This is a genomic window from Pirellulimonas nuda, from assembly GCF_007750855.1.
In the GTDB taxonomy this organism is placed as follows: Bacteria; Planctomycetota; Planctomycetia; order Pirellulales; family Lacipirellulaceae; genus Pirellulimonas; species Pirellulimonas nuda.
In genome coordinates this window covers 3,484,684-3,508,630 of the sequence record NZ_CP036291.1, presented here as the reverse complement: position 1 = coordinate 3,508,630, position 23,947 = coordinate 3,484,684, and the positions used below count along the sequence as shown (strand labels likewise).

The 23,947-nt window shown below is 65.0% G+C and carries 18 protein-coding genes and 2 pseudogenes; 13 read left to right on the top strand and 7 right to left on the bottom strand.

Annotation, left to right across the window (positions count from 1 at the left end):
- Window positions 1–155 precede the first annotated feature (155 nt).
- The 3 genes and pseudogenes from Pla175_RS13765 to Pla175_RS27130 form a co-directional block, all read left to right on the top strand.
- Window positions 156–704, top strand: a complete 549-nt coding sequence (locus Pla175_RS13765; RefSeq protein WP_145285856.1) for a hypothetical protein — start codon at window positions 156–158, stop codon at window positions 702–704.
- A 624-nt stretch (window positions 705–1,328) separates the two neighbouring features.
- Window positions 1,329–3,668, top strand: a complete 2,340-nt coding sequence (locus Pla175_RS26030; protein WP_197526813.1) for an SWIM zinc finger family protein — start codon at window positions 1,329–1,331, stop codon at window positions 3,666–3,668.
- Between the two features lie 226 nt (window positions 3,669–3,894).
- A pseudogene (locus Pla175_RS27130) lies at window positions 3,895–4,035 on the top strand (transposase); the annotation flags it as partial.
- Window positions 4,036–4,370: 335 nt separating this feature from the next.
- Here the strand turns inward: Pla175_RS27130 and Pla175_RS13755 are convergent.
- Entirely contained in the window at window positions 4,371–9,125 is a 4,755-nt protein-coding gene (locus tag Pla175_RS13755; protein WP_231953894.1) for a choice-of-anchor Q domain-containing protein, read from the bottom strand.
- A 1,063-nt stretch (window positions 9,126–10,188) separates the two neighbouring features.
- On the opposite strand from Pla175_RS13755, the gene Pla175_RS26565 reads away from it, so the two are divergent.
- Both Pla175_RS26565 and Pla175_RS13740 read left to right on the top strand, forming a co-directional pair.
- The gene (locus tag Pla175_RS26565; protein WP_315851487.1) at window positions 10,189–10,479 is read left to right on the top strand and encodes an ATP-binding protein; all 291 of its coding nucleotides are present in this window, start codon (window positions 10,189–10,191) and stop codon (window positions 10,477–10,479) included.
- A 712-nt stretch (window positions 10,480–11,191) separates the two neighbouring features.
- On the top strand, window positions 11,192–12,034 hold the full coding sequence (locus Pla175_RS13740) for a PEP-CTERM sorting domain-containing protein (protein ID WP_145285843.1): 843 nt from the start codon (window positions 11,192–11,194) through the stop codon (window positions 12,032–12,034).
- 69 nt (window positions 12,035–12,103) lie between these two features.
- Here Pla175_RS13740 and Pla175_RS13735 read toward each other — a convergent pair whose 3' ends face one another.
- Window positions 12,104–12,628: an exopolysaccharide biosynthesis polyprenyl glycosylphosphotransferase gene (locus Pla175_RS13735; RefSeq protein ID WP_315851519.1), complete on the bottom strand. Its 525-nt coding sequence runs from the start codon at window positions 12,626–12,628 to the stop codon at window positions 12,104–12,106.
- A 368-nt stretch (window positions 12,629–12,996) separates the two neighbouring features.
- On the opposite strand from Pla175_RS13735, the gene Pla175_RS13730 reads away from it, so the two are divergent.
- Window positions 12,997–13,455, top strand: coding sequence for a GNAT family N-acetyltransferase (locus Pla175_RS13730; RefSeq protein WP_145285835.1), 459 nt, complete (start codon window positions 12,997–12,999; stop codon window positions 13,453–13,455).
- Between the two features lie 207 nt (window positions 13,456–13,662).
- Here the strand turns inward: Pla175_RS13730 and Pla175_RS13725 are convergent, their stop codons facing one another.
- Window positions 13,663–14,436: a DDE-type integrase/transposase/recombinase gene (locus Pla175_RS13725; RefSeq protein WP_145285831.1), complete on the bottom strand. Its 774-nt coding sequence runs from the start codon at window positions 14,434–14,436 to the stop codon at window positions 13,663–13,665.
- On the opposite strand from Pla175_RS13725, the gene Pla175_RS26820 reads away from it, so the two are divergent.
- Window positions 14,435–14,569: a hypothetical protein gene (locus tag Pla175_RS26820; protein ID WP_261342783.1), complete on the top strand. Its 135-nt coding sequence runs from the start codon at window positions 14,435–14,437 to the stop codon at window positions 14,567–14,569. The two genes, Pla175_RS13725 and Pla175_RS26820, sit on opposite strands and share 2 nt — an antisense overlap.
- A gap of 64 nt (window positions 14,570–14,633) precedes the next feature.
- Here Pla175_RS26820 and Pla175_RS13720 read toward each other — a convergent pair whose 3' ends face one another.
- A complete protein-coding gene (locus Pla175_RS13720) occupies window positions 14,634–14,945 on the bottom strand; it encodes a helix-turn-helix domain-containing protein (RefSeq protein ID WP_145285827.1) in 312 nt (103 codons plus the stop codon).
- Between the two features lie 381 nt (window positions 14,946–15,326).
- On the opposite strand from Pla175_RS13720, the gene Pla175_RS13715 reads away from it, so the two are divergent.
- Entirely contained in the window at window positions 15,327–16,466 is a 1,140-nt protein-coding gene (locus Pla175_RS13715; protein ID WP_145285823.1) for a hypothetical protein, read from the top strand.
- Here Pla175_RS13715 and Pla175_RS26900 read toward each other — a convergent pair.
- The 3 genes and pseudogenes from Pla175_RS26900 to Pla175_RS13700 form a co-directional block, all read right to left on the bottom strand.
- Window positions 16,463–16,765: pseudogene (locus tag Pla175_RS26900) on the bottom strand (DUF1501 domain-containing protein); the annotation flags it as partial. The gene Pla175_RS13715 and the pseudogene Pla175_RS26900 sit on opposite strands and share 4 nt — an antisense overlap.
- A gap of 271 nt (window positions 16,766–17,036) precedes the next feature.
- On the bottom strand, window positions 17,037–17,720 hold the full coding sequence (locus tag Pla175_RS13705; RefSeq protein WP_145285819.1) for a PEP-CTERM sorting domain-containing protein: 684 nt from the start codon (window positions 17,718–17,720) through the stop codon (window positions 17,037–17,039).
- A 783-nt stretch (window positions 17,721–18,503) separates the two neighbouring features.
- Window positions 18,504–18,845 (bottom strand): PilZ domain-containing protein, encoded by a 342-nt coding sequence (locus tag Pla175_RS13700; RefSeq protein WP_145285815.1) that lies wholly within the window; start codon window positions 18,843–18,845, stop codon window positions 18,504–18,506.
- Between the two features lie 2,334 nt (window positions 18,846–21,179).
- Between Pla175_RS13700 and Pla175_RS13695 the strand changes: the two genes are divergently transcribed.
- The 5 genes from Pla175_RS13695 to Pla175_RS13675 all read left to right on the top strand — a co-directional run bounded on the left by Pla175_RS13695 (window position 21,180) and on the right by Pla175_RS13675 (window position 23,909).
- Window positions 21,180–21,719 carry a hypothetical protein gene (locus tag Pla175_RS13695; RefSeq protein ID WP_145285812.1) on the top strand — a complete coding sequence of 180 codons (540 nt, stop codon included), beginning with the start codon at window positions 21,180–21,182 and terminating at the stop codon, window positions 21,717–21,719.
- The gene (locus Pla175_RS13690) at window positions 21,720–22,136 is read left to right on the top strand and encodes a hypothetical protein (RefSeq protein ID WP_145285809.1); all 417 of its coding nucleotides are present in this window, start codon (window positions 21,720–21,722) and stop codon (window positions 22,134–22,136) included.
- A 10-nt stretch (window positions 22,137–22,146) separates the two neighbouring features.
- Window positions 22,147–22,992, top strand: a complete 846-nt coding sequence (locus Pla175_RS13685; protein ID WP_145285806.1) for a hypothetical protein — start codon at window positions 22,147–22,149, stop codon at window positions 22,990–22,992.
- A gap of 80 nt (window positions 22,993–23,072) precedes the next feature.
- On the top strand, window positions 23,073–23,522 hold the full coding sequence (locus Pla175_RS13680; RefSeq protein ID WP_145285802.1) for a hypothetical protein: 450 nt from the start codon (window positions 23,073–23,075) through the stop codon (window positions 23,520–23,522).
- A 189-nt stretch (window positions 23,523–23,711) separates the two neighbouring features.
- Window positions 23,712–23,909, top strand: coding sequence for a hypothetical protein (locus tag Pla175_RS13675; protein WP_145285799.1), 198 nt, complete (start codon window positions 23,712–23,714; stop codon window positions 23,907–23,909).
- The last annotated feature ends 38 nt before the right edge of the window (window positions 23,910–23,947 follow it).

Genomic DNA, 23,947 nt, shown 5'->3' with positions numbered 1-23,947 from the left:
AACCGGCCGACGCGTTCTTGAACGCGTCGCGGCAGCCCGCCGGGCTTGGCCGCCGCGACACGACATCCCCCCGGCTCAGACCTACGCCTTCCCGGCAGAGACACCGATTCGGGCCGAACGGTCCCAAGCTTGCGTCCAGCCGAACGAATATGCTGATGATGATGCGGATCGTCGAGAACACCACCGAACGGTTGGTCCTGAAGGGTACGCCGGGGGGCGCGCTGGCCACCCTGCTCGGCGCCGCGGTCGTGGCGGCTACCGGGTGGTTCGCCTGGGTCTGCGTTGGGGAGGCGGGCGGCTACTTGCAGCTCATCCCGCTGGGCTTCGGCTCCTTGATGGGGGTCGCCCTCTTCTCGGTCGGCCTTCTGACGCTGGCCGCCGGCCGGGTGCGGCTGGTGCTCGACCGCCGGACAGGCGACGCGAGCTACGATGTCTACTCGCCGGTGATCGACGTCGGCAAGCCTTGCTCGTTTCGGCTGGAGGAGATTCACAGCGTAGCAATCGAGCGGCACGAAGAGGCCCGCCCGCACCACGACGACCACGGCGCCTTCCCTGCCAAGGTCTGCCGCGCCCGGCTGCGTCTCCGCAAACCCCGCCGCGCCATCGTGCTCGACGAGACCGAGAACGGCCAAGAACGCCGCGTGCGGGCCGTCGCTGAGACGGTGGCTGGATGGCTCGAACTAGAAGTCACCGAGCAGGGCTGAGCGCCGGGCCGACGGTTGAGCGACGTGAGCTCCGAGTTCTCGGTCGAGGCCATGATAGATTGAGGCGGTCCGATCCCGTCCTCGGCGGATCTCCGTGCGGTTGGATTGCTATCGATCTGCCACGCCCGGAACAGGCCGGATTCTCAGGGGCGACCGCGTGCGATTTGCGGTCGACTCCAAGTCGAGAACTGGTTCTGCCAAAAAGCACCACCGCCCGCAGCTTGCGAACAACTCTAGCCGCACAAGCCGACGCAAACGCTGCGGCGATAATCGCACCCGAGGCAGGATCGGCTGAACGGCTGAGGCAATTTGATACGAGGTCAGACGCGGCCGCTTAATGTCGGCGGCAAATGGATCGCAGGGCTGACTAATCGAGGGCTTGGTGCGGCTCTTGTGTCTAAAGGTTTCGCGTTCCGCACGACTCCCCAATCCTGCCGCCGCCGGGTCTGGCCTGACCGGACGGCTGGACCTGGTATGCAACGACCCTTCAAGAGACCTTGTGTTCGCTTCGTTGACCGTGCGGCTGTTGAACGGCCGCTCGATCGTCGGGCAATCGGCGCACTGCGCAGACCCCACTACACTGGGTCAATCGACCGCTCGCTCACGACGCAGGCCCCCCCCCCGATGCCTCGCAAGAAGACGTCTGCTCCACGCCTCGACCCGCCGAACGCCGTGGCCGCTACTCCCCACGCGGCCGCCTGGGCCAAGCTCACGTGGGAGGACCTTGACCGGGCCTTCGACAAGCGCAGCGTTCAGCGCGGCCGCTCCTACCAGCGGGGCGGCCAAGTGAAGAACTTGGGCGTTTCCAGCGACGGCCGGCTGCTGGCCGCTGTTCGGGGGACACGAAGCTACATAACCTCGGCGCAGCTCGACCCGAGTCGGAAGCCTCGCGACCGGATCACCGGCGCCTGCACCTGCCCGGTTGGCAATCAGTGCAAGCATGCGGTCGCCGTGATCGCCGAGTACCTGGCGCAGGTCGCTGACGGCAAAACACCCCCCGCTGCCGCGGACGACGACTCTCGTTGGGCCCGCCTCGCGGGGTCCGCGGTCGATAGATACGCAGGCGAAGAAGCCTCCTTCGACGATGCGGCCGGCGACGTAGGGGACAATGAGGATGGGGCCGATGCCGACGATTCGTTGAGATCGGCGGTGATCGGCCCCAGGGGGGATGCTCGTCGACGGGCACGCGGCAGCTCCGGGAAAGCCAAGCGCGCAGGGTCCGCCCCCAAAACGCCTCGTCGCTCGCGCGCCGAATGGGACGCCCTGATTCGGGCCGACGTGGTCAAGAAGCCCCCCGACGAGTTGGCGACGCTCGTGCTGGCGCTCGTGAATCGCTTTCCCGAACTCCGCCAGGAGTTCCAGGAACGCATCCTCCTAGCCGAGGGGGACGCTCCCCGGCTGATCGGCGAGGCTCGCAACGAGCTGCGGTCGGTCACTTCCGAGATCGGCTGGCAAAACCATTGGCAGCACGACGGCCACACGCCCGACTACAGCCGGCTCAAGCATCGCCTCGAACGTCTTGCCGAACTCGGCCATGCCGACGCGGTCGTCGACCTGGGCCGGGAGCTTCTCGAACGGGGGATGAGCCAAGTCGGGCAGTCGCACGACGAGGGCGAGACCGGCCTGGCCCTGGCCGAGTGTTTTCCAGTGCTCTTCGCCGCCGTTGCGGCCTCGTCGCTGGCGCCGGCCGAAAAGATCCTCTACGCGATCGACGCCTGTGAGCTCGACCAGTGGGACTACGTCGGTCAACCGGCCGCAACGATCCTCGCCGCGCGACGGACGCGGGCCGACTGGTCCGCCGTCGCCGACGTTCTGGTTGGCCGGCTCTACCCCTCGTCGCCGCAGTGCGGGGACGACGACGCGGGTGCGGATGACGATGCGGTTTCTGATCGTTGGACCCGCAATTACCGCCGCGACTCGCTCAGCAATTGGCTCGTTAAGGCCCTCGAAAAGGCCGGCCGGCAGGACGAGACCCTCTCGGTATTCGAAGCAGAGGCCCGGCGCACGGGCAGCTACGAACGGCTGGTCGATCACTTGATGCGGCTCAAACGCTTCGACGACGCGGAACGCTGGGCGCGGGAGGGGATCGAGCAGACCCGGGCAAGACTCCCTGGCAGCGCGGCCCATCTGGCCGACCGGCTCGTTGATCTGGCCCGCGGCCGCAAGCAATGGGACATCGTCGCGGCGCGGGCCGCGTGCGAGTTCTTTCGCCGTCCCAGTGTCCGGTCCTTCCGAGACCTCGTCGGCGCCGCCGAAAAAGCCAAATGCGGCCCCGCCGTTCGTCGCCGCGCCGAACAGTTCCTTGAAACGGGGATTGCCCCGATCCGCTGCGAAGCGGCCCCCGCGAAGGCGGCGAAGACTGCCGTGAAGAAGAAGGGGGCGGGGTCCGCGAAGCGGAGGGTCGCCGCTGCGGCGCCTTCGCCGCCGACTCTCAGGTTCTCCAGTGAAACGGGCTGGCCGCTGCCGCTGCCCGACTACCTCGCCGCGGCGTTCCTGAGTCCGCCTGGTCCCTTCGATCGCCAGAGGAACTACCGCAACGTCCTGGTCGATCTCGCCATCGCCGAGAAGAAGCCAGACGAAGCCCTCCGGTGGTACGACGCGATTGTCGACGACGAGACGCCAAAGTCGGGGAGAGCCCCCCGTGCGACGGCGTCGGACGCCACCGCGGCGCTCGCCTCTCGCGTCGCGGCCGCCGTAGCCAAGTCGCATCCTGAGCGAGCTCTCGAGGTCTACCGCCGCGAGCTCGAGATGCACCTCCCGCACGCCAACCAAGGAGCGTACGAGTCCGCTGCCGACTGCCTCCGCAAGATGCGGCCTGTCTTGCGGTCGCTCGATCGCGACAACATCTGGACCGAACTCGTCAAGCACATTCGGGAGAAGTACCGCAACCGACCGCGGTTTATGGAAGTCCTCGACAAGCTCGAACGCCGCCGGATTGTGGCCAGCCCGAAACGCCGCCGGTAGGGGCCACTTGCTTCCGCACGAAATCAGCCGCGGGGTCCGGCCGCGGAAAGGGCTTCGGCTTTGGCAAGGAGACTGCTTCCATGAGGCCTTAGCGGTCACTCGGGCGATTGACCAGGCGGCTTGCGCTAGCTGCGCCATCAACCTGCCCTTTGTCCAGGCAAGGGCGAAGCGAGCGGCCAAGCTGGGGGTCTTGAACGACGTGCGTGAGACCAAGCACCCGATCGTCGTCGTGGTCGACCGCACGGGCCTGCAGGTCTGCGGCGAGCGGGCGTGGAAGCGCAAGAAGCGCGGGGTCGACAAGCGTCGCACTTGGCGGACGGTTCACCTCGCCGTCGATCCCGCCACCCACACCATCGTCGCCCGGGTCGTGATGGGCGCCAACACCCGGGACGGCGATGCGGTCGAGCCGCTGGTACGCGACGGGCGCCTGCAACAGATCCGCCGCAACAGCAAGACGGCTTGGAGGAAATCGATCGCCTACCACCGACGCGGCTGGGCAGGGGCCGCCATGTTTCGATTCCGGACCAACTCAGGCGACCGCCTGAAGAACCGAACGCTCGCCAATCGGGCGACCAAGGTCGCACCCCGCTGCAAACTGAGCAACGGGTTCGTCACCCTCCGGCATGCCGTCGGCCGTCTGGGGTTCATCAACAAGGCCGTTCGAGCGATAAGAACACGCAACACTCCGGCGCCCGTCCAGACTCACCGCCATTCCGCCAGCGCCAAAGCAAGCGGTTCGTCGGTCAAGCTCTGGCCGTCGGAGCCATCGACACGATCGTCGCCGCCCTCGCGATCGCTTGTCGAGGACCAGCCTTGCCGTGTGCTATGCCCCACGCGGTCGTTAGCCAACAACAGCAGAAGAGAATCGTGGACGGGATCGGCGAAGCGAAACGGGTTCACCCGCGCTCGCGGCCGAGAGAACGAGTCGTGCCGTGTGAATCGACTATCGAGCAATGCCAAGTCAGCCGCTCTTAAAATCCCGTTCTTCGATTCAACAGCGGTCGGTCTGGACTCAGCCAGCGCTCGGTCAGTCGCTCTGCCAATCTCAAACGCAGGTTCGACCGAGTCAAGCACCGCGGCGCCACTGCCTAAAGTGGATTGCTGCCCCAAAGCAGAACCCGTGCTCGACACGCTGCCCGCTCCCTGCGGCAGCGCCTCTCCGAAGTGGCTCCTCCACACGTTGTAGTCAGCCTGCGTGACTTCGCCATCCCCGTCGCCATCCGCGCCGCTGAAAGGAGGCGGACCACCCAGGCCCAGGGTGTCACGCCACACGGTGTAGTCGGCCGCGTCGACGGCGCCATCGCCGTTGTAGTCGCCCGGCCGTGCGCTGGGATCCTGTAGACGTGCAAAGTAGATGTTGTCAATCCCTAGCGTGTTGCCGAAGTCGATAGGATTGTTGTTGCGGATTGTTACGCGGGCGATCACATCGCCCGTAGCTTCGACGCCCCAGAATCCTTCCCTGTTGTCCGAATCCGCGAAGGGCAGCACTTGGACCTCGCGTGTATCGAGCAGATTACCAGCCGTATCGTACAGCGAGATCGACAACACATCGATTGGGCCCTCCCTGCCGGTGAATATAAAGCTACCCACCTTTGAAACCGGCTGGGTGAACACGATCGTGAAGGGTTCCAAGTGGTTTGGATACTTGCCGTAGACCGTGTCGCCATCTGTGTTGTAAGACCCATCGTAGCCATCAATATTCTCAGCGTTGACGCCGCCCTCAGGAACCGCGCCAAACGAGTCGCCAAGGTTGTCAAACAACACGCCGTCAGACAGCAGGTACTGATCGGCCGGTATAACCCCGGACAGACCGTCAAAGGTCAGGACGCCAGTCAGCGGACCGTCGGCGATAAAACCGCTTGTAAACCCGTCGACGAGATTCCCGAAGGAAAGCTCTGGATCCGGCAAATCAACGGCCCAGCACGACGTCCACCACACCAATTGGTTCTCGTTGACAAAGTCTCGTCCGTTGATGACTTCGCCGCCGCGCAGCGAGACGAAGTACTCTCCGCTGGACGGGGACACGATCTGCCAAACGAAGGGATTGCCCGCCCGTTCTCGGACTCGATAGACGTCCGCCGGAAGGTTCTGAAACCAGAAGAGACTCCGCTCGGTTAAGGGGTCGATGGAGCCATTGCCATCGACGTCCATGCTCATCGTTTGTTGCGTCGACACGACGTTTCCGGCGGTGTCCAGCAGGTCGATCGTCCACCCGTCGCGGGGCACGTAGCTTTCAGAGTAGACACAGAGCTCCACGAAATCGACAGCCGTGTCGTCCTGCACGCTCACGTCGAGCTGCCCGCCGTTAAGAAACGGGAGCATCGTCGCTGGTAGACTAATGGTCTTGATTGGGCCAGCGGGAAGGCTGTTGAGTGAGGCGCTAAAATAGGCCTGCGGGTCCACGAGCACGCCGGCGCTGGAGAAAACTCCCAATCCGATCGTGTCATTGCTTGAGCCTCCCCCATTTGAGCGGAGGCCGATCCTGACCGTGGCCGATATGATCCCCGTCGGCAGGCCGTAGAACGTGTCGATGAAGAACCGATCAACCGAGTTCGAATCGTATCCGGCGACCGTCGCTCCAAGGTTGCTCGCGATCTGCAATAATCCTGCACTTGGATTGGTTGTCTCCGTGTTGCCGGCGGCGTAGTTGTCCTGCAGGCCGCCCGTTCCAGCCGCGTTACGCCATTGTCGCGTCAGCAGTTCGAGCTTTTGCCCGTGGATCGACCCCGTGTTTGTGGCGTTGCCAAACATCAATGGGGCGCCGACGACCACTTCCGTCTGCCCCGGCAGCAGCATCGCCTGCCCGGCGAACGCCACGAGCTCCTGGCCGATCCCAACCGTCACCGTCACGGAAGAAGGGGTCGTTGGAATCGATCCGTCCGGCGGAACTTCCGACACGGTGTACTGTCCCGCGTGGAGCCCCGTGAACCAAAAGTTGCCGCTCGCGTCGGTCACGGCGCTCTTCAATTCCGAGTCCCCGTCACCGTCCGTGTCGCCCCACAGACCGAACCACACGCCGGCCCAGGGCTCGTCGATAAGCGGATCGTATACACCGTTTCGGTCTGCATCGGTGAATTTGAAGCCGTGGATCGAGCTCGGCGGCAGGTTGCCGAACATCAGGGCCGATCCCAGGACCTGTTCTGTTTGGTCTGGCCGCAGCATTGCCTGGCCGGCAAACGCGACAAGCTCTATGTCGGGAAACACCGTCAGGCTGACGGACGTAGGCGTCGTGGGAATATAGTCTCCGGGCGACTCGCTGACGATGTATTGGCCAGCGACTAGATCGGTGAACCAAAAATCCCCGTTCTCGTCTGTGTGGGTGAGCGTCAATTCGTTGACGCCGTCGCCGTCCGAATCGCCGAACAGGCCGATCTTGATGTGCGGCAACGGAACTTCGATATCCGAGTTGTAGGAACCGTCTCCGTCGAAGTCGATGAACTTAAACCCGTGGATCGAGCCGGTGTCCCGGTTATTGCCGAAATTGACGTCCGCCTCGATCTGGCCGGCGTTGATGGCCACGAAGTGGCCGCCCGGAGCGGACGGATACGATTGATGCCAGCCGGGCCGGGATGACTCGCCCACAAAATAGGTCCCAGGAGGAAGGTCCCCAAACCAGTACAACCCCTTCTCCGTGCTTGGATCGATGACGCCGTCATGATTCAGGTCCATCTCTCGCGTGATCTGGGCTAGGTGCAGCCCTCCGCCGCCCTGCTCGGCCGCGGTGATGACCCAGCCGTCGACGCCGATTTCATTGGGGTCCTTCAGACCATTGTCATTCAGGTCGTCCCATTTCTGGCCATGGATGGAGCCTGGGAGGAAGTTTCCAAAGTCGACCCCTTGAAGCGGCAGTCCTGCTTGTACGGTCACGGTGTACTCACCCGATGCGTTGGTCGGCAGAGTCGCCCGCCAGCCGGGCTGCGCGAGCTCGCGCACCCGATAGGTCCCAGCGGGCACGCCACTTATCCAGAACAGCCCTTGTTCAGAAACGGGGTCGATGCCGCCGCCGTCCATGTCCATGCTGCGGGTCAACTGCGAGGCGACAACGGCGCCGGTGACGCTATCGATGACTTCGATGGTCCAGCCATCGAGCCCAGGCTCCGTCGGATCGCGAACGCCGTCGCCGTTAACATCGTGCCACTTTTGCCCGTGAATCGCTCCTTCGGTGCCGGCAACCTCGTAGGCGCCGATGTCAACCGTGCCGTTCGAGATCCGAAGGAAGCCTCGCTGATCGGTCACCAAGCCAGTCGCGGAGGCGTTGCTGCCGGCGTCGATGGCGGCGCTCTGCGCCAGCAGGGCGCGCGTCTGCGTCTGATTGGGGCCGCCGTTGAAAGCGAGGAGGCCTAAGTCGGGGTTGGCCCCAACCAGGTTGATCGAGGCGTTGATGCCCGTCGACCCTGTGACGACGCCGATCAAGTTGTTTGTGCTGAGCGGATCAAAAGCGCCGGATAAGTCCGGCGAGACGCCGCCGGTAGCCGTATTCAACGCGATGATGTTGTTTTCAAGCGTCGGAGCGCCGAGGGAGACCGGTTGGTAGCTCAGCCCGCCGCCTGAACCCGCTGAATTGTTGGTGATCGTATTATTGACGAGACTAATATCTGCGCCCGCGACGTCTGCTATCCAGCTGATCGCGCCGCCGGCGTTGCCGGCGACATTGCTCGTAAACGTGCTGTTAGCGATCGTTTGTGGGTACAGGAATGAGACAAAGGGAAAGGCGATGGCGCCGCCGTCGCTCTGTGCGGTGTTGCCGGTGAACTCACTCTCGCGGATAGAAAGAACTTCGTTGTGCATCAAGGCGCCGCCAAATCCGCTGGCATTGTTGACAAACCGGCTCCGCAAGATTTCTAGTTGTACGACCGCATCGCTGTTGCTGTCGATCGCACCTCCGTTGAATTGCGCTACGTTGGTTGTGAACAAGGAGTCGATAATTCGAACAGACGTGTTGTTTACAAAGCGGTTTCCCTTGGCTGCGATAGCGCCCCCAAAGCCTGCTTGATTTCCAGCGAAAGTTACGCCGTCGATCGTCAGATCGACGCCTCCCGATTCGATCGCGCCCCCCGTGCTGTTGGGGCCTGATAGAACGTCTTTGCCATTCTGGAGTGTAAGCGCTCTGAGGGTCACATCGATATTGGCGGTAAGAAGCGGCGACTCGATATAAAGCAACTGGGTGTTCAGCTGTCCGTCGATGGTGATATTGTGGCCGGTTCCGTCGATGACCACATCGCCGCTGATGGAGATCCGGCTGGTGAGTAGAATAGGGCCGTTGAGACCGGCCTGGAACTCGATTCGGTCGGGAACGCCCCCCGCGTTGGGACTCGCGTTTGCTTGAAGCACCGCGTCGCGAAGGGAGTCTTGCCCGCTGTTCAGCAGGTTCATCACCGTAAAAACGGCAAGCAGCCGCCGATCTTCTAAAGGCTCGAATCGCAGCGCCCTCGGGTTGCGTGGCGTAGGACGTTCCACAGAATTGGTTCTTCTAGACGATAGAGATCGCATCGTCGAACTCCTGAAAGGCGATTCGCAACGAGGCCTGAGGGGCTGGCAAGCATCGCGCACGATGATTGCGGTGTAGAAGCATCGTGCCAACCCATCGGAGCGAGTGTCTGCTCCAAGGTGAAAGCAAGTGTGGCCGCGAAAAAGCTGCGCCTATGTCGTCTCACTCTCGAGAGAGGTGAGGAAGAATAAGCTGTCGCCTTTGCGAGACAGCGTAGGGGGCGTCACCCTTTGGGCGACTTGTTCATCTTGCCTCTGGCGCTTATTGACACCTGAGAGAAATCATGCCAGTTGTGGCCAATTGAGCGGCGGGGTCGTAACGGATCGAGAGAAGTGAAAGGAGACTATCCTATTCGGTTTCAGATTGCAACGAAATTCCGGCGGGGAATTCGTTAGGTGTCGGCGAAAGGGCTGGCGGCATTGTTGGGTTCGCGGCTTTGAAGTTTTTGCCGCGAACCGGCGTACTCGCGGTCTTGCAGGTTAAGAGGCGAGTTTGATGGGGGCGTCCGGGGCGGGCTGCCAAGAAACCACGATCGCGCGTGCTTGGCGGTTCCGGCGGGATGGGGCGGCTGCGGGGGAGCTCTTCGATGTGCGTTGCGCCCGAGGTTTGGGGAGCCGGCGGGCGGGGTTCTCTCCTTCCGGATGGCTTACTTTCAGGGGGGAAGACCACCGGCGGAGATCGTCGACCGCTGCCTTACCTCCGCTTCGAAGGCATTGGCTACGCCTCAGCAGACTTCTCCGCACGGGCAAGGCAGCGGCGCCCTTAGCCCAGGTTCGCTGATACGGGCTGGATCATCGATTGGGGGAAGGCCAAGAGCACTTGGAGCTGGTTCTCAGCCACTACGCTTCGGACCGCAGTTTGGGGGGGTCAATGCAACGGCCTCCCGCGCCGCTCCGCGCGTCGGCCCAAGAAGGCGCCGATGTGGAGGGCGCCGCCGGTCAGCGTGCTCAGGCCGATGAGCATGTACGAGAGCGGGCGATCGTTGATCCATCCACACCGGCAGCAACGCAAAGGCGATCGCCGAGACAGGAAGTGCTTGCGCTCGACGAGCTCGGCTACGTCCCGGCCAGCAAGGTGGGCGCCGAGCCGCTGTTCGACCAGATCGGCCAAGCCCACGAGCGGCAAAGCCTGGTGGTCACCACCAGCCTGCCGTTCGAAAACTGGACCGAAGTCGTGGGGAGCGAGCGGCTCACCGGCGCGGCGCTCGACCGGCTGACCCACCGCTGCGTGGTCCTCGGGCAGATTGGCGAGAGCTACCGCCTTCAAGACGCAAGACGGAGGCGCCGAAAGACAGACCAAGGAGACGCCAAGCCGTCCGTTTGACGACGACCCGTTAGGCCAACGTGGGGAAGATCGGTGTCATCCCCACACCAACCCGCGATGCATGTTTGGGGCGCCACGCGCTGCAGTTTTCAGGCGCCGTTCACACCCACGATGTTCCCAGATGGACCGTTAACCGCTGCCGGGAGGCCAGCGGCAAAGAGAGCCGCGAGGCGTCGTTCTTCCTCGGTCCGCCGCGGCGGTCCACTCGCGGTGCGGGCTCTACCCGCTCATGTTCGGGGACACTGGGGCATGGAGAACGCGCTGCATTGGTTGCTCGATGTAACTTTTTCAGAAGATCAGAGCCGCATCCGCAAGGGCAGCGGCCAGGAAACAGGTTCTGGATTCCGCCGCCTGGCGCCCTCGATCCTCAAGCAGGACACTCCCCTCCGTGAGAGTCTCCGAGGCAAACATCTCCGCGCAGGGTGGAACAACGCCACGCTTCAGGCAATTCTCACGGGGAGTGCCGCGTGATGAGATGCGATTGCCCTGACCGTGCAACATGGCACGAGACGCGTGAGAAAAAAAATCACCAAGCGCTCGACTCCGGCGGGCACGCAGCAGTTACAATCGGGGGCAATCCATCGCTAGGGGGTTGCGGGCAATTCCTCACGGGAAATCCCGGATTGGGACATGGCGTCGGTGTCCATTGTCGGTGCGTGCTAGAGCGTGCAATAGTTCTCTTCTTTTGGTTCTATTCAACGAGTCTTCTGTTATGAAAAGCACCACCGTTCGATTGGCGCCATTCGTCGCTGCGCTAAGCTTGGCGTTGTCCGTAGTGGCTAGCGGCTCCACCGCCTTGGCAGCGGTGACCGTGGTCACCGCAACCTCGACTGGGGGCAATCTCACCGGCCGGACACTGATCGATGCTCGGATGAATCCGCCGATCGACACGGCTCCCGCCTACCTTCCGAATAATTCAGATGTTCGTTTCGTTGGTGAAGCAGGGTCCACTGGGACCACGGCGATGCCGGGAACGCGGATGGATCGGAATTCGGTGTTCTCGTTTGCGTTGCCAACTCTGCCCGTTGGCCAGCTCATCACGGGCGTCGAGTTCGACATCACAGTGTCGCAAGTCAGTCGCCCCGACGAGATGGGAAGGATGGTTGCCTCGCTGATGGGAGGCGTGCCGGTCGCCAGCGACTTTCTCAATTCCGGGATTGATCCGGGACCGGGGAACTCACTTGTTGGCATCTACGATTCGGGTCTATCGGGTCTGGGCAACAGTCAGGTCCCAGCCAATCCCGACATTGTCTTTTCACTCTCGGGGGCTGCCTTGACGCAGTTCGCCGGATTCTACGCCGGTGCGACGCCAAATCGGCCGGACGTTTATTTTCGCCTGAGCTCAGAGAAGGCAGTCGATATCCTGAGCGGCAATGCTCGTTACCTTCTGGCGTTCAACGACCTCGACCTCGACACCTTGGACACCGAGCTACGCATCTACACAACCTCGGTGCCAGAGCCCGCTTCGGTTGTCCTCTTATTGGCCGGAGCCGTGGGCATGCTGCTGGTCAGTCGCCATTTGACAGGTTCACCCTCTGCGTTGCGGCGTTCCTGAAGACAGCCGTCCCTCTGACCGGTGGCCATCGCGGCCGCGTTGTTTGCATGAGCATCGGGGCAACCGCGATTAGTAGGCGTTCTCCTGCTTGAAGACGACCGAAATGGTCTCGAACAAGATCCGCAGGTCCATCCAGATCGACCAGTTGCGGATGTACTGGTGGTCGAAGTAGACGCGGCCCTGCATCTTGTCGAGCGTGTCGGTCTCGCCACGGTAGCCCCGCACCTGGGCCAGCCCCGTGATTCCCGGCTTCACCTTGTGGCGGAGCATGTAGCCGTCGATCCGCGAGCGGTACTGCTCGTTGTGGGCCGTGGCGTGGGGCCGAGGGCCCACCAGGCTCATCGTCCCCTCGATCACGTTCAAAAGCTGCGGCAGCTCGTCCAGCGAGGTCTTCCGCAGCACCCGGCCCACGGGGGTGATGCGGTCGTCTCCCTTGGTGGCCTGGCGGACCTCGGCGCCGTTCTCCTGCACCCGCATCGAGCGGAACTTCCACACGCGGATCTCGCGGCCATCGAGCCCGTAGCGCTTCTGGCGGAAGAAGACCGGCCCGGGGCTGGTGAACTTGACGGCCGCGGCGATCACGAGCATCGGCAGCGCCGGCGCCGCCAGCCCCAGCCGGATGCCATGTCCACGCTCACGTGGACATGCAACACTTGTAGGACCGTGAGGTTACCGATCCACTCATGTCACGGGCGACGCCGAGGCGGCTCCGAACTTGGGCTCATCCCGCTGAGGTGATGTCCACCGCCGCGCGTTAGCGGGAGCCCTAACTCAGCGAGGTTGATGCAACCGCGGTAGGTTTGCCGGTCGCATTTCGCTGCCCGGGAGGGTCACACCTTTGCACTTACGGCTCTCTGCTAGAATGCGTCGAACGATGAATCTGACGCACCGAACTCCAACACGTCGAAGCGTGTCATCAAGGATGCTCTTTCACTGCGATTCGAAAAGACGGGTCAGGATCTATGCCGAGTATTATTTTGCTACCGGTCACTCCCGATGGAAAACTACCCGAGTTAGTGAAGGAGGCGCCAGTTTTTATTAGCGAGGTCGCAGCTGAATTCGCTAAGGTTCATATGGAGTTAGACTATCGGCCCCCTTGGATAGGCTATGTCGCTGTTGCCGAGAATGTGTGTGTCGGCGTCTGCGGTTTCAAACACCCGCCCGCCAAGGACGAAGGTGTGCTACGGGTCGAGATTGCCTACTGCACACTTCCAGAGCACGAGGGGCTTGGGTTCGCAACCGCGATGGCGAGCGAGCTAATTCGGCTCACGAATCAGGCAGACCCAACGGTCATAGTCGCCGCTCAAACTCTTCGCGAAGAAGGCGCTTCGACGACCATCCTTAGAAAGCTTGGTTTCGAGCTGTGGAACGAAGAAATCCATCCTGAGGACGGTGAAGTATGGGAGTGGCGGATTCCGTGAACAAATGACAGACGTACATAGGATTGGAACCGATATGTCTTGGTACGCAGTGCAAGTGGCATCGTCGGGGCTCGCTTTGTGAGAGACCTTTTCACGGTTTGATCTGTGCTTCTTCGAACAGGAGAAGTGGCTAGCCGGGGGTCCAGGGGGCGGCAATGAGCCCCCCTGGTCGCCGCATGGATGCGGCGAAATCCGGGACAGGATGTCCTACGCGGCGGTCAACATCTCCTCCAGCTTCGCCTGGGCCGCCACGGCCCAACTCTGCCAACGGGGGGGGCGTATCTCTTTCCCTTCGGCGTACACCTCGCGGGGAACCAGCACGTCGCCCCCCTCGCTCGGCGCCAGCGACCAGTGCGGTCGCCGCGTGTTGTAACGCTCGCGGAACACAGCCAAGCATTCCCGCACGTGCTGCGGATTCTCGTACAACTGCCAGTACACCTCTTCCTCCTTCAAGGTCCGGTGAAACCTCTCGAGCAGTCCTAGCTGTTGCGGAGTGCGATACTGGATCCGCATGTGCGAAAAACGGTCCTTTACGAACGCGCCGAACCGCCGGGCGATGAAGGACGGGCCGTTGTCGGTCACCAGGTTGGGGCTCTTGGCGAGTGGGCCGTGGATCCGCTCCGCCTCCTCGCGGGCCAGCTTCAGGCCATGAATCACGTCGTGCCCGCTGTAGCTGGGCGTCAGGCAGCACGCCAGCAGGTAGCGGCTGTAGTAGTCGATCACCGTCACCGCATACCTCCAGCCAGAGCCCGGGATGTGGATGTACGTCACGTCCATCTGCCACCGGTCGTTGGGAGCCTGCCGCAGCAGCTCGAAGAGCTTCGCCGCCTGGTAGACCTCGGCCCGCCGCGTCCGCTTCTGCCTGAGTAGCTTGTGGACTTTCATCACGCGGTACGCTTGGCGGTCGGTCACGGCGAGGCCTCCGCGGCGGCGCATCACGGCGATCCGCTTGGCGCCGTACCAGGGGTTTCCGGTGGCCATGGCGACCACCCCTTGGACGATCTGGGTGGGGATCGCCTGCGGCGTGGGGCCGGGACGCTTCCGCTCCCCGTCGCGTGGCGGACGATGCCAACTCGACGGCGCCACCCCCACCAGCCGCAGCACCGCCGTCTGACGTGGCGTGGGCGAAGCCGTTTCGGATTCGAGCTCGGCGGCGATCCATGTGCGGGTCTCTTCGCTCAGAGGGAGGCGTCCGAGAGCTTTTTTAGAATGCGGTCGGCGATCGTGTACTCGCCGATCACCTGATCGCGTCGTTCGATCTCTCTTTCGAGCTCGGCGATCCGCTTGCCGCGGGTGTCGTGCTTGCCTGCCTTGGCAGAGAGCGCCTGCTCACCACCGGCGAGCAACTCGTCCCGCCAGCGGCACAGCGTCGGCTCGCTGACGCCAACCTCGCGGGCGATCGCCGCAGCCGGCTGTACTCTTCGGAGTAGTTTCAGCACCGCCTCGCGGCGGTTGGCAATGGACACGTCACAGCGTTGCGCCGTCGTCATCGTCTCCTTCGTGATACTGGGCTCGGCCCCATCTTAATCACGAAGTCTCTCACCAAGACGATTCCCAAGAACTGCGAGTTATAAAGGGTTGCTTGCATAGCCGCGTCTGCCCGCGGCACTCTCCATCGCACTTTAGGACAGCAGTGACTTGGATGTCATGTTTGTCTTAGGTTTAAGTTGGACCGCTTTGGCAGGATTCGCTTACGACGGTTCGGTATTTCTTGCCAATCGTGATCTTTGTGCGTCCCGCCGCTGATACTTGCCGGTGGGTGCCGGTGGTCGACCGAAGTTGTCGATGGGCGCGGCTTGGAGGCCGCCCGGTTTCGAGCGTCACCCCGGCTTGGACGCTCAACAAGCCACGATTGACACGGAGGCAGGGCGATGCGACGCAATCGACTTTGGATAGCCGCGCTAGCAACAACGGCTTTGGCGACCTCGGGTTGGGGCGCCGAGCCTGCGGGGTCGGTCGCCCAGTCTTTTGAAGGGGTGCTGGAGGAATCGGACGCGTTTATGGTCGACTGGCAAGTCGCGCCCTCTTCCTGCGGCGTTGCTGCCGATTGCGGCGGCTGTTTTGGGGGCGATCGCTGTGGCGACGCGATCCATTGCAGCAGCCGGGGTTGGGGGGGCTGCTGCCCGCCGAACACCGGCCTGCTGGGCTGTGGCCTGCTGACGCACGACCCGTGCAGCCAAGGCTGCCCGCTCCCCGGGCTGCTGCTGGGCTGCATCGCGTGCCCTACCGAGCCCTGCTTCGACAACTTTATCAGCCCGATGACCAACCCGGTTTACTTTGAAGACCCTCGCAACGTGACCGAGGTGCGGGGCATCTTCTTGCAGCACCACGTGCCGCAGGGGGCCGGGGGGGGAGATATCCAACTCTACGCGGCGCAGGTGCGAGCGCGTTTGTCCGAACGGCTCAGCCTTATCGCTACTCGGGACGGCTACGCGGTTTCGAGCAACCCGCTGATCGACGACGGCTGGGCCGACATCGACCTGGGCTTCAAGTACGCGTTGTTCCGTGACGAGGAGAACCAGCGGCTCCTCTCTGGCGGCTTTACTTACAGCCTCCCCGTCGGTTCGACACGGACGCTGCAGGGGCTGGGGGACGGGGTGTTCAACCTGTTCCTTACCGGTGGCGCCGAGGTGTGTGATTGTGGGCACTACGTGAGCGCGTTCGGCGGGCTTATCCCGGTCGATGGCGACGCCAACTCGAGCTTCAACTACTGGTCGAACCACCTCGACTACCAGTTCCGCCGTGGTTGGTACGCGCTGGCAGAGATGAACCTGTACCACTGGACCGGAAGCGGCGACGGCCGGCTTGGCCTATCCGGTGTCGAAGGGGGTGACTTGTTCAACCTCGGCTCGGCTGACGTAGCGGGCAACGACATCGTGACCGCGGCCTTCGGCGGCAAGTACAAGCCGAACCGCAAGACCGAGATCGGCGTCGCCTGGGAGAACCCGGTCACTCAGCGCCGCGATGTGCTGCAGAACCGGCTGACGGTCGACCTGATCCTGCGGTTTTAAGAGGAGCCCCGAGTTTTTGTTTTGTGACCGAGGTCTGCCAACGGGGCCACCGCGTGGGGGCTGGGGCGCGGGGCACTTGTGTGCCTTCTCCAATCCCCCGCTTGGCCTCGCTCGGCTTGGGGGTGCCCACACGCCATCAGTTCGGTGATCCCGCGGGCCGGTTCGACCCCGGTGAGCTTGGCGTCGAGGCCTTGGAACTTGACCGTGAAGCGTTCGTGATCGATCCCAAACATGTGGAGCCTGGTGGCGTGGAGGTCGTGGAAGGAGACCTTGTTCTCTACCACGCCGTAGCCCAGGGGGTCGGTGGCGCCCGGCTCAGGAACCGCTCAAAAATAACTCCCTCAATTCCCACCGTGTAGCATTCCCGCGGCGTTGGTTCCCTGCACCCAGGGGGTAGCGGACGCAGTCAGGCCCTCCGCGGCCCGGCAGGTCCAGCAGCCCGGAGCAGACGATTGTAGCACCAAGTTTTCTACTGCTGGCGCTGGTGTGTACGAAGGCCACAGAGCGAAGAGCTGGTCAGAAAGCCCCGCGGGCGCAAGATCAGCGGGGCTCCCAACCGTGCGAGTCCGCCTAGTTCCGGCGTCGCCATGCGAGGCACGCAAGCCCCACCGCAGCGGTCACCAGCGAAGCAGGTTCCGGGACCGGCTCGAACCGCAGGTTGTCAAAGGCGAACCGCCCTTGATCGGGGGACCACGTTACCTCGGCGCGGAGGAACGCCGCGCCGCTCTCGACGCCCACCCATCCGCCGTCGAAGTTGGGGTCGGGCGCCCCCAGGAAGTCGAGGCTCCCTAGAGAAACATCCCCCGCGTCGAACAGCTCGACGCTCGTGACGCCGGGGGAGCTGATGATGGCCCAGCCGTAGCCCACACGGATTTGGGGTCCCGGAAAGGTCATCGACAGCACGCCGGAGGAACTTCCCTCGATGTTGGCGACGAAGATGTTATTCGTGTTGCCTGGCCCGGCGCCGATGGTCGCGTCGCTGCTGGGGATGCCGCCAACGGTGAAGCCGAACGTGACTCCGCCGATCGTTGCTCCATCGACAGCAGCGCCGGTGGTGACGGGGCCGAAGTCGACCACCGATTCGTTGCCAGAAAAGTCTCCGGGGCCAATCGGGCTCAAGGCCTCGGCGTTGGAAGCAACCAGGGCCGTCAACAAGACGGGGGTCAGCATGGCGAGAAGCTTGGACAGCCCCTGCCGCGCGGCGACCCAGGCCGGGCGGCGCGCCCCAAGGGTGGACTGAAATGCAGCGGTCATTAGCGTTGCTCCCGGTGAGGTGTTGCGAGTCACTCGTGGCGGGACACCGCGATGCGGCTGCTCGTCCCCCCAAGCCGGCGGCCCTAGTATAACCGCCCGCCGGGGGGAATGCGCCTACCGCCGACGCGGCGGCGGGCGGTCTCGTCGGCGGTGCTGGGCGGCTCAAACCGTTCTACGGGCCGCTCAAGTGCAAGGCGATCCGCACCGACGACACGTCCGTGAACGGCTTGGACAATCGCCTTTGTGAACGGCGCCTGAAAACGGGTCTTTCTCAATCTTGGTGAACGCTGACTTCGTAAAGCCAAACACAGCAGCCGGTTAGCCACGCGGAAGGGTTGCCGCGGCTCCCCAAGGCAGATCGCACTGCCAAACCCGAGCCTTCAAGCGGATTGGGGCGGACGGGGCCCGCGCCTCAAGGTCGGGGGGCAAGTAGTCGCGGCTGACGCCGCGCTCACGCCGCCGGCCGGCAAGGCGCTCCCGCGCAAGGTACGGGTCTCCACCGGCCAGATAGTGCGCGCTGTCGGCCGCGTCCTGTTGACGGGCTTCCGAGAGAGCCGATTCGTACGCCCGCCGCCGCGTCCAATCGAATCCGTTGGTGTCTTGATACGCGCGCTTCTCGTCGGAACACGACGATGGCCAGACACCCCACACCGGTGTCTCGCCGGTCGGTTTCGGCCTGCGCGCCAGCCACGACGCGTTCTCGGCTTCATACGCCCGCAGCAGGCCCGCCCCGAGCCGCATCGATGCTCGGATCGGGTCGCTCGTCGACGACCGTGTCTCGTGCTAGGCGTTGCCGCCCAGCAGCGCGCCGCCGCCGGTGTACCAGCCTTCTCCGATCGGTTCGCACCGTTCAATGCGTAGGCGCAGCTGCCGCGCGCCCCCGGCGATCTGGATCACGACTTCGCTCAGCGGCAGCTCCATGCTGTGCAGCAGCCCGACCCCCGAAACGCTGATCTCGCGCGTGAACGCCGAGAAGTTGTGACCGCCGACCTGGACCGAGGCAGGGCGGAAGAACGGGTAGCGCTGCTCAGTTCTGCGGTCGCTCTTGAACTCGGCCTGCGCGACCAGCAGCAGATCGTCGAGCAGCCCTTCCGAATACGCTTGCGTGGTTTCTTTGCCGGGCATCTGGGTTTCTCCGAATGGTTCTGGGCCGACGGCCGTTGGCCGGTTTGCCGCAGGCCTAGCCCGCCCGGCAGGTGGAAAGGCTCGGCGCCGGCCCAGCGTCCTGCGCCTGGATCCCCCCGGCACAACCGCTACGGCCCGCTTCTCGAGACCCGTCCGGTGCTCCAGGCGGGCCTGATCCAAAAATGGGGGCCCATTGCTCGGGGCGGCGCGGTCGCGCCAGCCGATCTGCGGCGCCCGTCTGCGCGGCCGGCTTACCCCGGCCGAGACGGTTGCCCCGCCGCGGTCCGCCTGGTCTTCAGCCTGCGACAGCGCAGTCGGCGCCGTCCAGCAAGCCGTTCGGTCCGCGGATCGTCTCCTCCCGCTTTTCGAGGACATGCCTGCCCGGCGCCCGGGCGCAGGCCTTGGTTGGCTGCGGGGTCGCTCAGCCACCGCGTTATTTCCGGCGTCGCCGTGCCGGGCACGCAAGCCTCACTGCAGCGATCACCAGCGAGGCGGGCTCCGGGACCGGCTCGAACCGGAGGTGGTCCGAGGCGAATCGCCACCGATCACTCTACCCGTCCAAGGATATGGTTCTCTGATCGCGGCGGCCGCCCTTCGTCGATCAAGGCGATGGCGATTGCCCACGCTCGTCCGGGGCGGGTGAGCGCCGCAGGTCTAGCTGAAGCGGCGACCCCGGGGCCCAAGTGGCCCAATCCAGGCCACGGACGCGTAGCGTCCCGCGGCTGGTGAGGGCAATGAGAGGCCCCGTCGTCGACCTGCGACCCGACCAAGCGGGCGCTGGCCGAAGGGGGCGCCGGCGGGTATCGGCCGCCCAGCCGCGGGGCGGCTTAGGTCGGGCGTTCGCCGCCCAAGGAGCGTGTGATACGCATTCTCGCCATGGCGCACGCGCCCCCAGGCGGATGCTCGGGTCGCCCTTGAGAACGATAACGCCTCGCTTTGCGCTTGTCCCTGACGCGGTCGGTCCGAAGTGCTCGTATTCTGACGGCCGCTGCCGGACCACGCCCGGCCCCGTCCGTAGCGCCAGGCGACCCGACCGGATCGCTCGTGAGCGGCGCGCATTTAGCGCCCGTAGCGGTCCGCAGTCTCCGCCGGGGGCGCCGGGATTGGGGGCATCGGGGCTGCTCACCGATTACATACCGACTCGCCAAATATCACTTCGGTCCCGCGTCGACGGCGGCTCGACCCGGGCCCGCTGGCGATAAACGCGGGGAACGCGCTCGACGCCGGTCTCGAGGAGCGGTTTATCGATGGGCCGAGTCGCTCGGGATTCGAATCCGACCGGTAAACCGCGCGCCCGGGCGCTGCCCGGCCTTCCCCACGGGCGAGGTCTATCGTTGGGCTTATCGAAGCTCGCGATACGTTGCGGCCCCGGCGCGGCCGTTTACGCTCTGTCCGCCGGGGCAAGGCTTGAGTTGTCAAAGAGCGCCAGCCTCGCGGGCCGCCGGGTTGCCGTCCTAGCGGGCAGAGGACTCTGGGCGCTTGGGCGGGCAGTCACGCCCGCGGCGCCCGCGGCGTGCGCGGATGCCAGCGTTCATCGTTCTGGCACACCCCGGTTTGCGCTCCAATACCGGTTCGCTTGGAATTCGCCCCCGCGCGGAGATTTCTTTAGGGGAGGGGAGGGGGCAGCCGCGACTGCCGACGGCCGCTCTTGCGTCGGCGGCCTGCGCAAAGCTCTGCGGCGGCTTCGCGACCCGGGGCTGCAGGCCAGCGCGCCACGACTCTCACCGCCTCGTGCGGCCGGCCCAATCGTAGATGGGGCCGCCGACCTTGCCAGCAGAGCCTATGAAGGGCGTCTGAATCCAAGAGACGGAGAACTGTCACTTCCGGTGAAGCGATTCATGTCCTCGAGTCGTTGCGCTCCGAACCGTGCGGCGAGATAGGCGACTGACGCCCCGCTTCGCTTTTGCGGCTGCGTGTGCATGACTCCGCGGCGTTGTTGATCAACAGCAGCGGCTTTTGTTGCTGCCGCGTGAGCGGCCGCACCAGCTTGCGGCCGGCAGTGAAGCGAATCGGACGTGACGGCAGCCTCGAGGTCCGAAGCCGACTCGCGTCGGAGCAATGGATGCGTTCCCGTTCGAGGAAGCGGAAACGGCTGGTTCAAACCGGGGCGTCGGCGAACGCGTGCGCGGGACGCGGGAACCAGAGTCCCCATGGCGCGGGTCGCGCGGAGCCTTTAAAACGAGGGCTTATGGCCAAGCTCGGCGTCTGGCGGAGGGCACCGCAGGGCCTGGGGGGCGACCCAGGAAAAAATAAAAAACCGTAGTTTACTTGCCGCGGCCGACCGTCGTAGGCTGCTGTCAGTGCTAGGAAGCACGCGATTGAAAGGACGGAGCCATGACGACCCACGCAACCCAAACGATCTCTGGCCTGCCCCTCCCGGCGGAGCTGCGCCCGATCGAGGCGGCGCTTGAGGCCCAGGGCGACCAACGGCTCGCACGCCTCCGGGAGATTGCGGCTCCCGTCGATGCAGCCGGTCAGCCGGCGGCGGTCGATCGGCTGCTCAAGCTGCTCGGGAGCTTCGCGCCGCGTGACCCGGTGGAGGTCGGATCGCGGGCTGGGGAGTTGGCCGACCGCGCCTCCCGCTTGACTCCCCCGGGCGCCGGCGGGTTGGTGCGGGACGCGGCGGCGCAGGTCGCGGACTGCGAAATGGCGCTGCGGCTGGCGGAGGAGCGGCTGCATCCCGACGACCTGCAGCATGCGCCCATCCAGGTGCGGCTGGCCCGGCTGGAACGGCGGCTCGGCGAGGCGCTGGAAGACTACCGCACCGCGCTGCGGATCGAACGCCTCGGTCGACACTCGAACGACGATGCGGCTCGGGCGCCGAGCGGCTCTGCTGGGATCGCGGTCGACCAGCGCTGCAGGGAGGAGTGCTAAATGGGATGGAGAACAATCGGCGGCGAAAAGTATTACTACCACACGCAGCGGATTGGCGGCGTGAGGGTGCAGGTCTGCTGCGGCGCCGGCGAAGCAGGCGAGCGGGCGGCCCAAGCGGTCGCGCAGCGTGTCGCTGCGCGGCGTCGCGCCGCTCAAATGACCGCCGAGCTCCGCGCCCTCGACACGCGTCTGGAGCGGGGTCGAACCGATTTCGGCGTCGCGCTGCGGGCCGCCGCGCTGGCGGCAGGGATGCGGTACCGCAACGGCGTGTGGCGGACGCAACGATCCGGGACTAGCGCCCAACCAGACGACGCCGCTGCTCCGCCCGCGGGCGCCGACTTGCACGACGCGGCCGCACCGATGGCCCCCCCGTCCGACGCCGGTGTGGCGGCGACGGGCGCACTTTCTAACCCCTAGGACCTAAACGATGGACAACTACAAGCCCGCGCTTTCCCCGACCTACAACGGCGAGTACTTCTTCTCGGACTGCAGCGTCATCGACGACGAGCAGGAGTGGCTCGAGAAATCGGCCCGGCTCGCCCCCGAGGAAGCCGAGGCGCAGGGGGCCCGGCGCGCCGAACGCATGCGGAACATGCGCCCCCCCACGACCGACCCCGATCTGATCGCGGAACGCCGGATCCAGGACGATCTGCGCGGCTACCGGCCGCGCGCGGGGACCCCTTTGCCGCAGCGGATCCGGCCGCTGTACGACTGCACCCCCGGCGGGCTGCTGCAGCGGCACGCCCAGCGGATGGAGGACGCCGGCGAGGCGATGCCCGAGCAGCTCGCGCTGCTGCTTGACAACTACGACCGCCGCGACCGCGGAGACCGCGGCGCAGCACGGAGGCTCTTCAAGTACCTCCACGCCCACCCGGAGTTCCGCCTCACGGACGAGCCCTCGGCGCCGACGCTGCTGCTGCTCGCCCGCGCGGTCTGCGGTGACGACCCGGTCGCCGTCGCGTCGCTGGCGTTGGACGCCCTCGACCGCGTCGAGCGGATGGCGCCGGAGGGAACGTCCGCCATGGTGCGGACCTACGCCCAGCGGATCGTGATGTGCGAGCTGGGGGTCCAGGCGGCAGAGGCGAAGATCGACATCGCAGAGATCCGGAGCCCCCAGCTACAGTCGGCCCTGAACAACGCCGAGCAGCGCCTGGGCCACGCCCTCAAGAATTTTGTGAGGGCCCAGAAGCTGGCCGATTCGCTCCCCGAGCCGGCCCCCGCTGCGGTTGATCCCCAGGCCGGCGCCGCGACGCTCCCCCGTAAACCGCGCTAGCGCACCCGGGGCGCGACCTGAAGCAGTTGTCGCTCCGCCAAGGTTTTAGAACCAACTTTTACCAACCCAAGGGAGCCGCCATGGCCCACAATCGAATCAGCTTCGTCACCTACACCCGCAGGGGCCGTCCGGCCTACCTCTGCGCCCCCGGCACGCGCCTCGTCCAAAGCCCCGCGGATCGCATGGTGAGCGAGCGGCGGAACGTGGTCGCCCCGCTCCACGACGCCGACCCCGGACGCGCGGCCCAGGCCGCCCAGCAGATCGCGTCCCAGCACGGCAAGGAGGTGATCCCTGCGCTGCTGATGGGCTTCGACCCGCGGGGGGGCTACGGCCACGCGCTGCGGCTCTGGCTGTTGGACCAGCTCGATCCGATCGGGGCGCGGCGGCTGGTCGAGGAGTGCCGCGACCTCGGGTCGGACGTCGTGGCCCGCGCCGCCACGGGGATCGCGCGGTACCACTACCGCCGCAGCTGCCTGACGCCCTTCACGCCCCTCGACGTCGCGCGGGAGTTGCCGGCCCCGGATGCGTGAGTCGCGTGAGTTGGCTGGTTGCCGCAGCCGGGTGACCGATCGGCGCAGCGCGATGGGTTGAATAACGGATGCGCGGCGGCGGGGCCCGGAGGGCCACGCCGCCGCTGGTCGAGTTGGACGGGGGTGCTCCGAAGAACGCCCCCCACATCCCCCATGGACTTCGCTATGGTGGCCCCCGGAAGCCGAGGCTTGGAACCCTCCGGAAGCCGCACGCCAACCCCCGCCAGCCGCTCCCCCCAACGCACGGGCGCGGCGCCGGGCGCCCAGGACGCCCAGACGCTCGGCCCTGCTCGCCTGCAAACGCTGGCCGACGGTTATGGGGGGGGGCCGGTCGGCCGCGTCGACGTGGCGCCCGCGGGGGCCACGCGGGCGCCGAAGGGCTGCTGAACCGCACGTTTTTGAAAGTACTGCGGCGTGGGGCCTTG

What these genes read in the sequence shown, in the direction of transcription:
- Pla175_RS13685 (WP_145285806.1), top strand. Translation starts at nt 22,147, where the DNA reads ATGGACAACTACAAGCCCGCGCTTTCCCCGACCTACAACGGCGAGTAC.
- Pla175_RS13695 (WP_145285812.1), top strand. Translation starts at nt 21,180, where the DNA reads ATGACGACCCACGCAACCCAAACGATCTCTGGCCTGCCCCTCCCGGCG.
- Pla175_RS13740 (WP_145285843.1), top strand. Translation starts at nt 11,192, where the DNA reads ATGAAAAGCACCACCGTTCGATTGGCGCCATTCGTCGCTGCGCTAAGC.
- Pla175_RS13680 (WP_145285802.1), top strand. Translation starts at nt 23,073, where the DNA reads ATGGCCCACAATCGAATCAGCTTCGTCACCTACACCCGCAGGGGCCGT.
- Pla175_RS13765 (WP_145285856.1), top strand. Translation starts at nt 156, where the DNA reads ATGATGATGCGGATCGTCGAGAACACCACCGAACGGTTGGTCCTGAAG.
- Pla175_RS13715 (WP_145285823.1), top strand. Translation starts at nt 15,327, where the DNA reads ATGCGACGCAATCGACTTTGGATAGCCGCGCTAGCAACAACGGCTTTG.
- Pla175_RS26820 (WP_261342783.1), top strand. Translation starts at nt 14,435, where the DNA reads ATGGCGACCACCCCTTGGACGATCTGGGTGGGGATCGCCTGCGGCGTG.
- Pla175_RS13700 (WP_145285815.1), bottom strand. Translation starts at nt 18,845, where the DNA reads ATGCCCGGCAAAGAAACCACGCAAGCGTATTCGGAAGGGCTGCTCGAC.
- Pla175_RS26030 (WP_197526813.1), top strand. Translation starts at nt 1,329, where the DNA reads ATGCCTCGCAAGAAGACGTCTGCTCCACGCCTCGACCCGCCGAACGCC.
- Pla175_RS13720 (WP_145285827.1), bottom strand. Translation starts at nt 14,945, where the DNA reads ATGACGACGGCGCAACGCTGTGACGTGTCCATTGCCAACCGCCGCGAG.
- Pla175_RS13705 (WP_145285819.1), bottom strand. Translation starts at nt 17,720, where the DNA reads ATGACCGCTGCATTTCAGTCCACCCTTGGGGCGCGCCGCCCGGCCTGG.
- Pla175_RS13690 (WP_145285809.1), top strand. Translation starts at nt 21,720, where the DNA reads ATGGGATGGAGAACAATCGGCGGCGAAAAGTATTACTACCACACGCAG.
- Pla175_RS13730 (WP_145285835.1), top strand. Translation starts at nt 12,997, where the DNA reads ATGCCGAGTATTATTTTGCTACCGGTCACTCCCGATGGAAAACTACCC.
- Pla175_RS13725 (WP_145285831.1), bottom strand. Translation starts at nt 14,436, where the DNA reads ATGGCCACCGGAAACCCCTGGTACGGCGCCAAGCGGATCGCCGTGATG.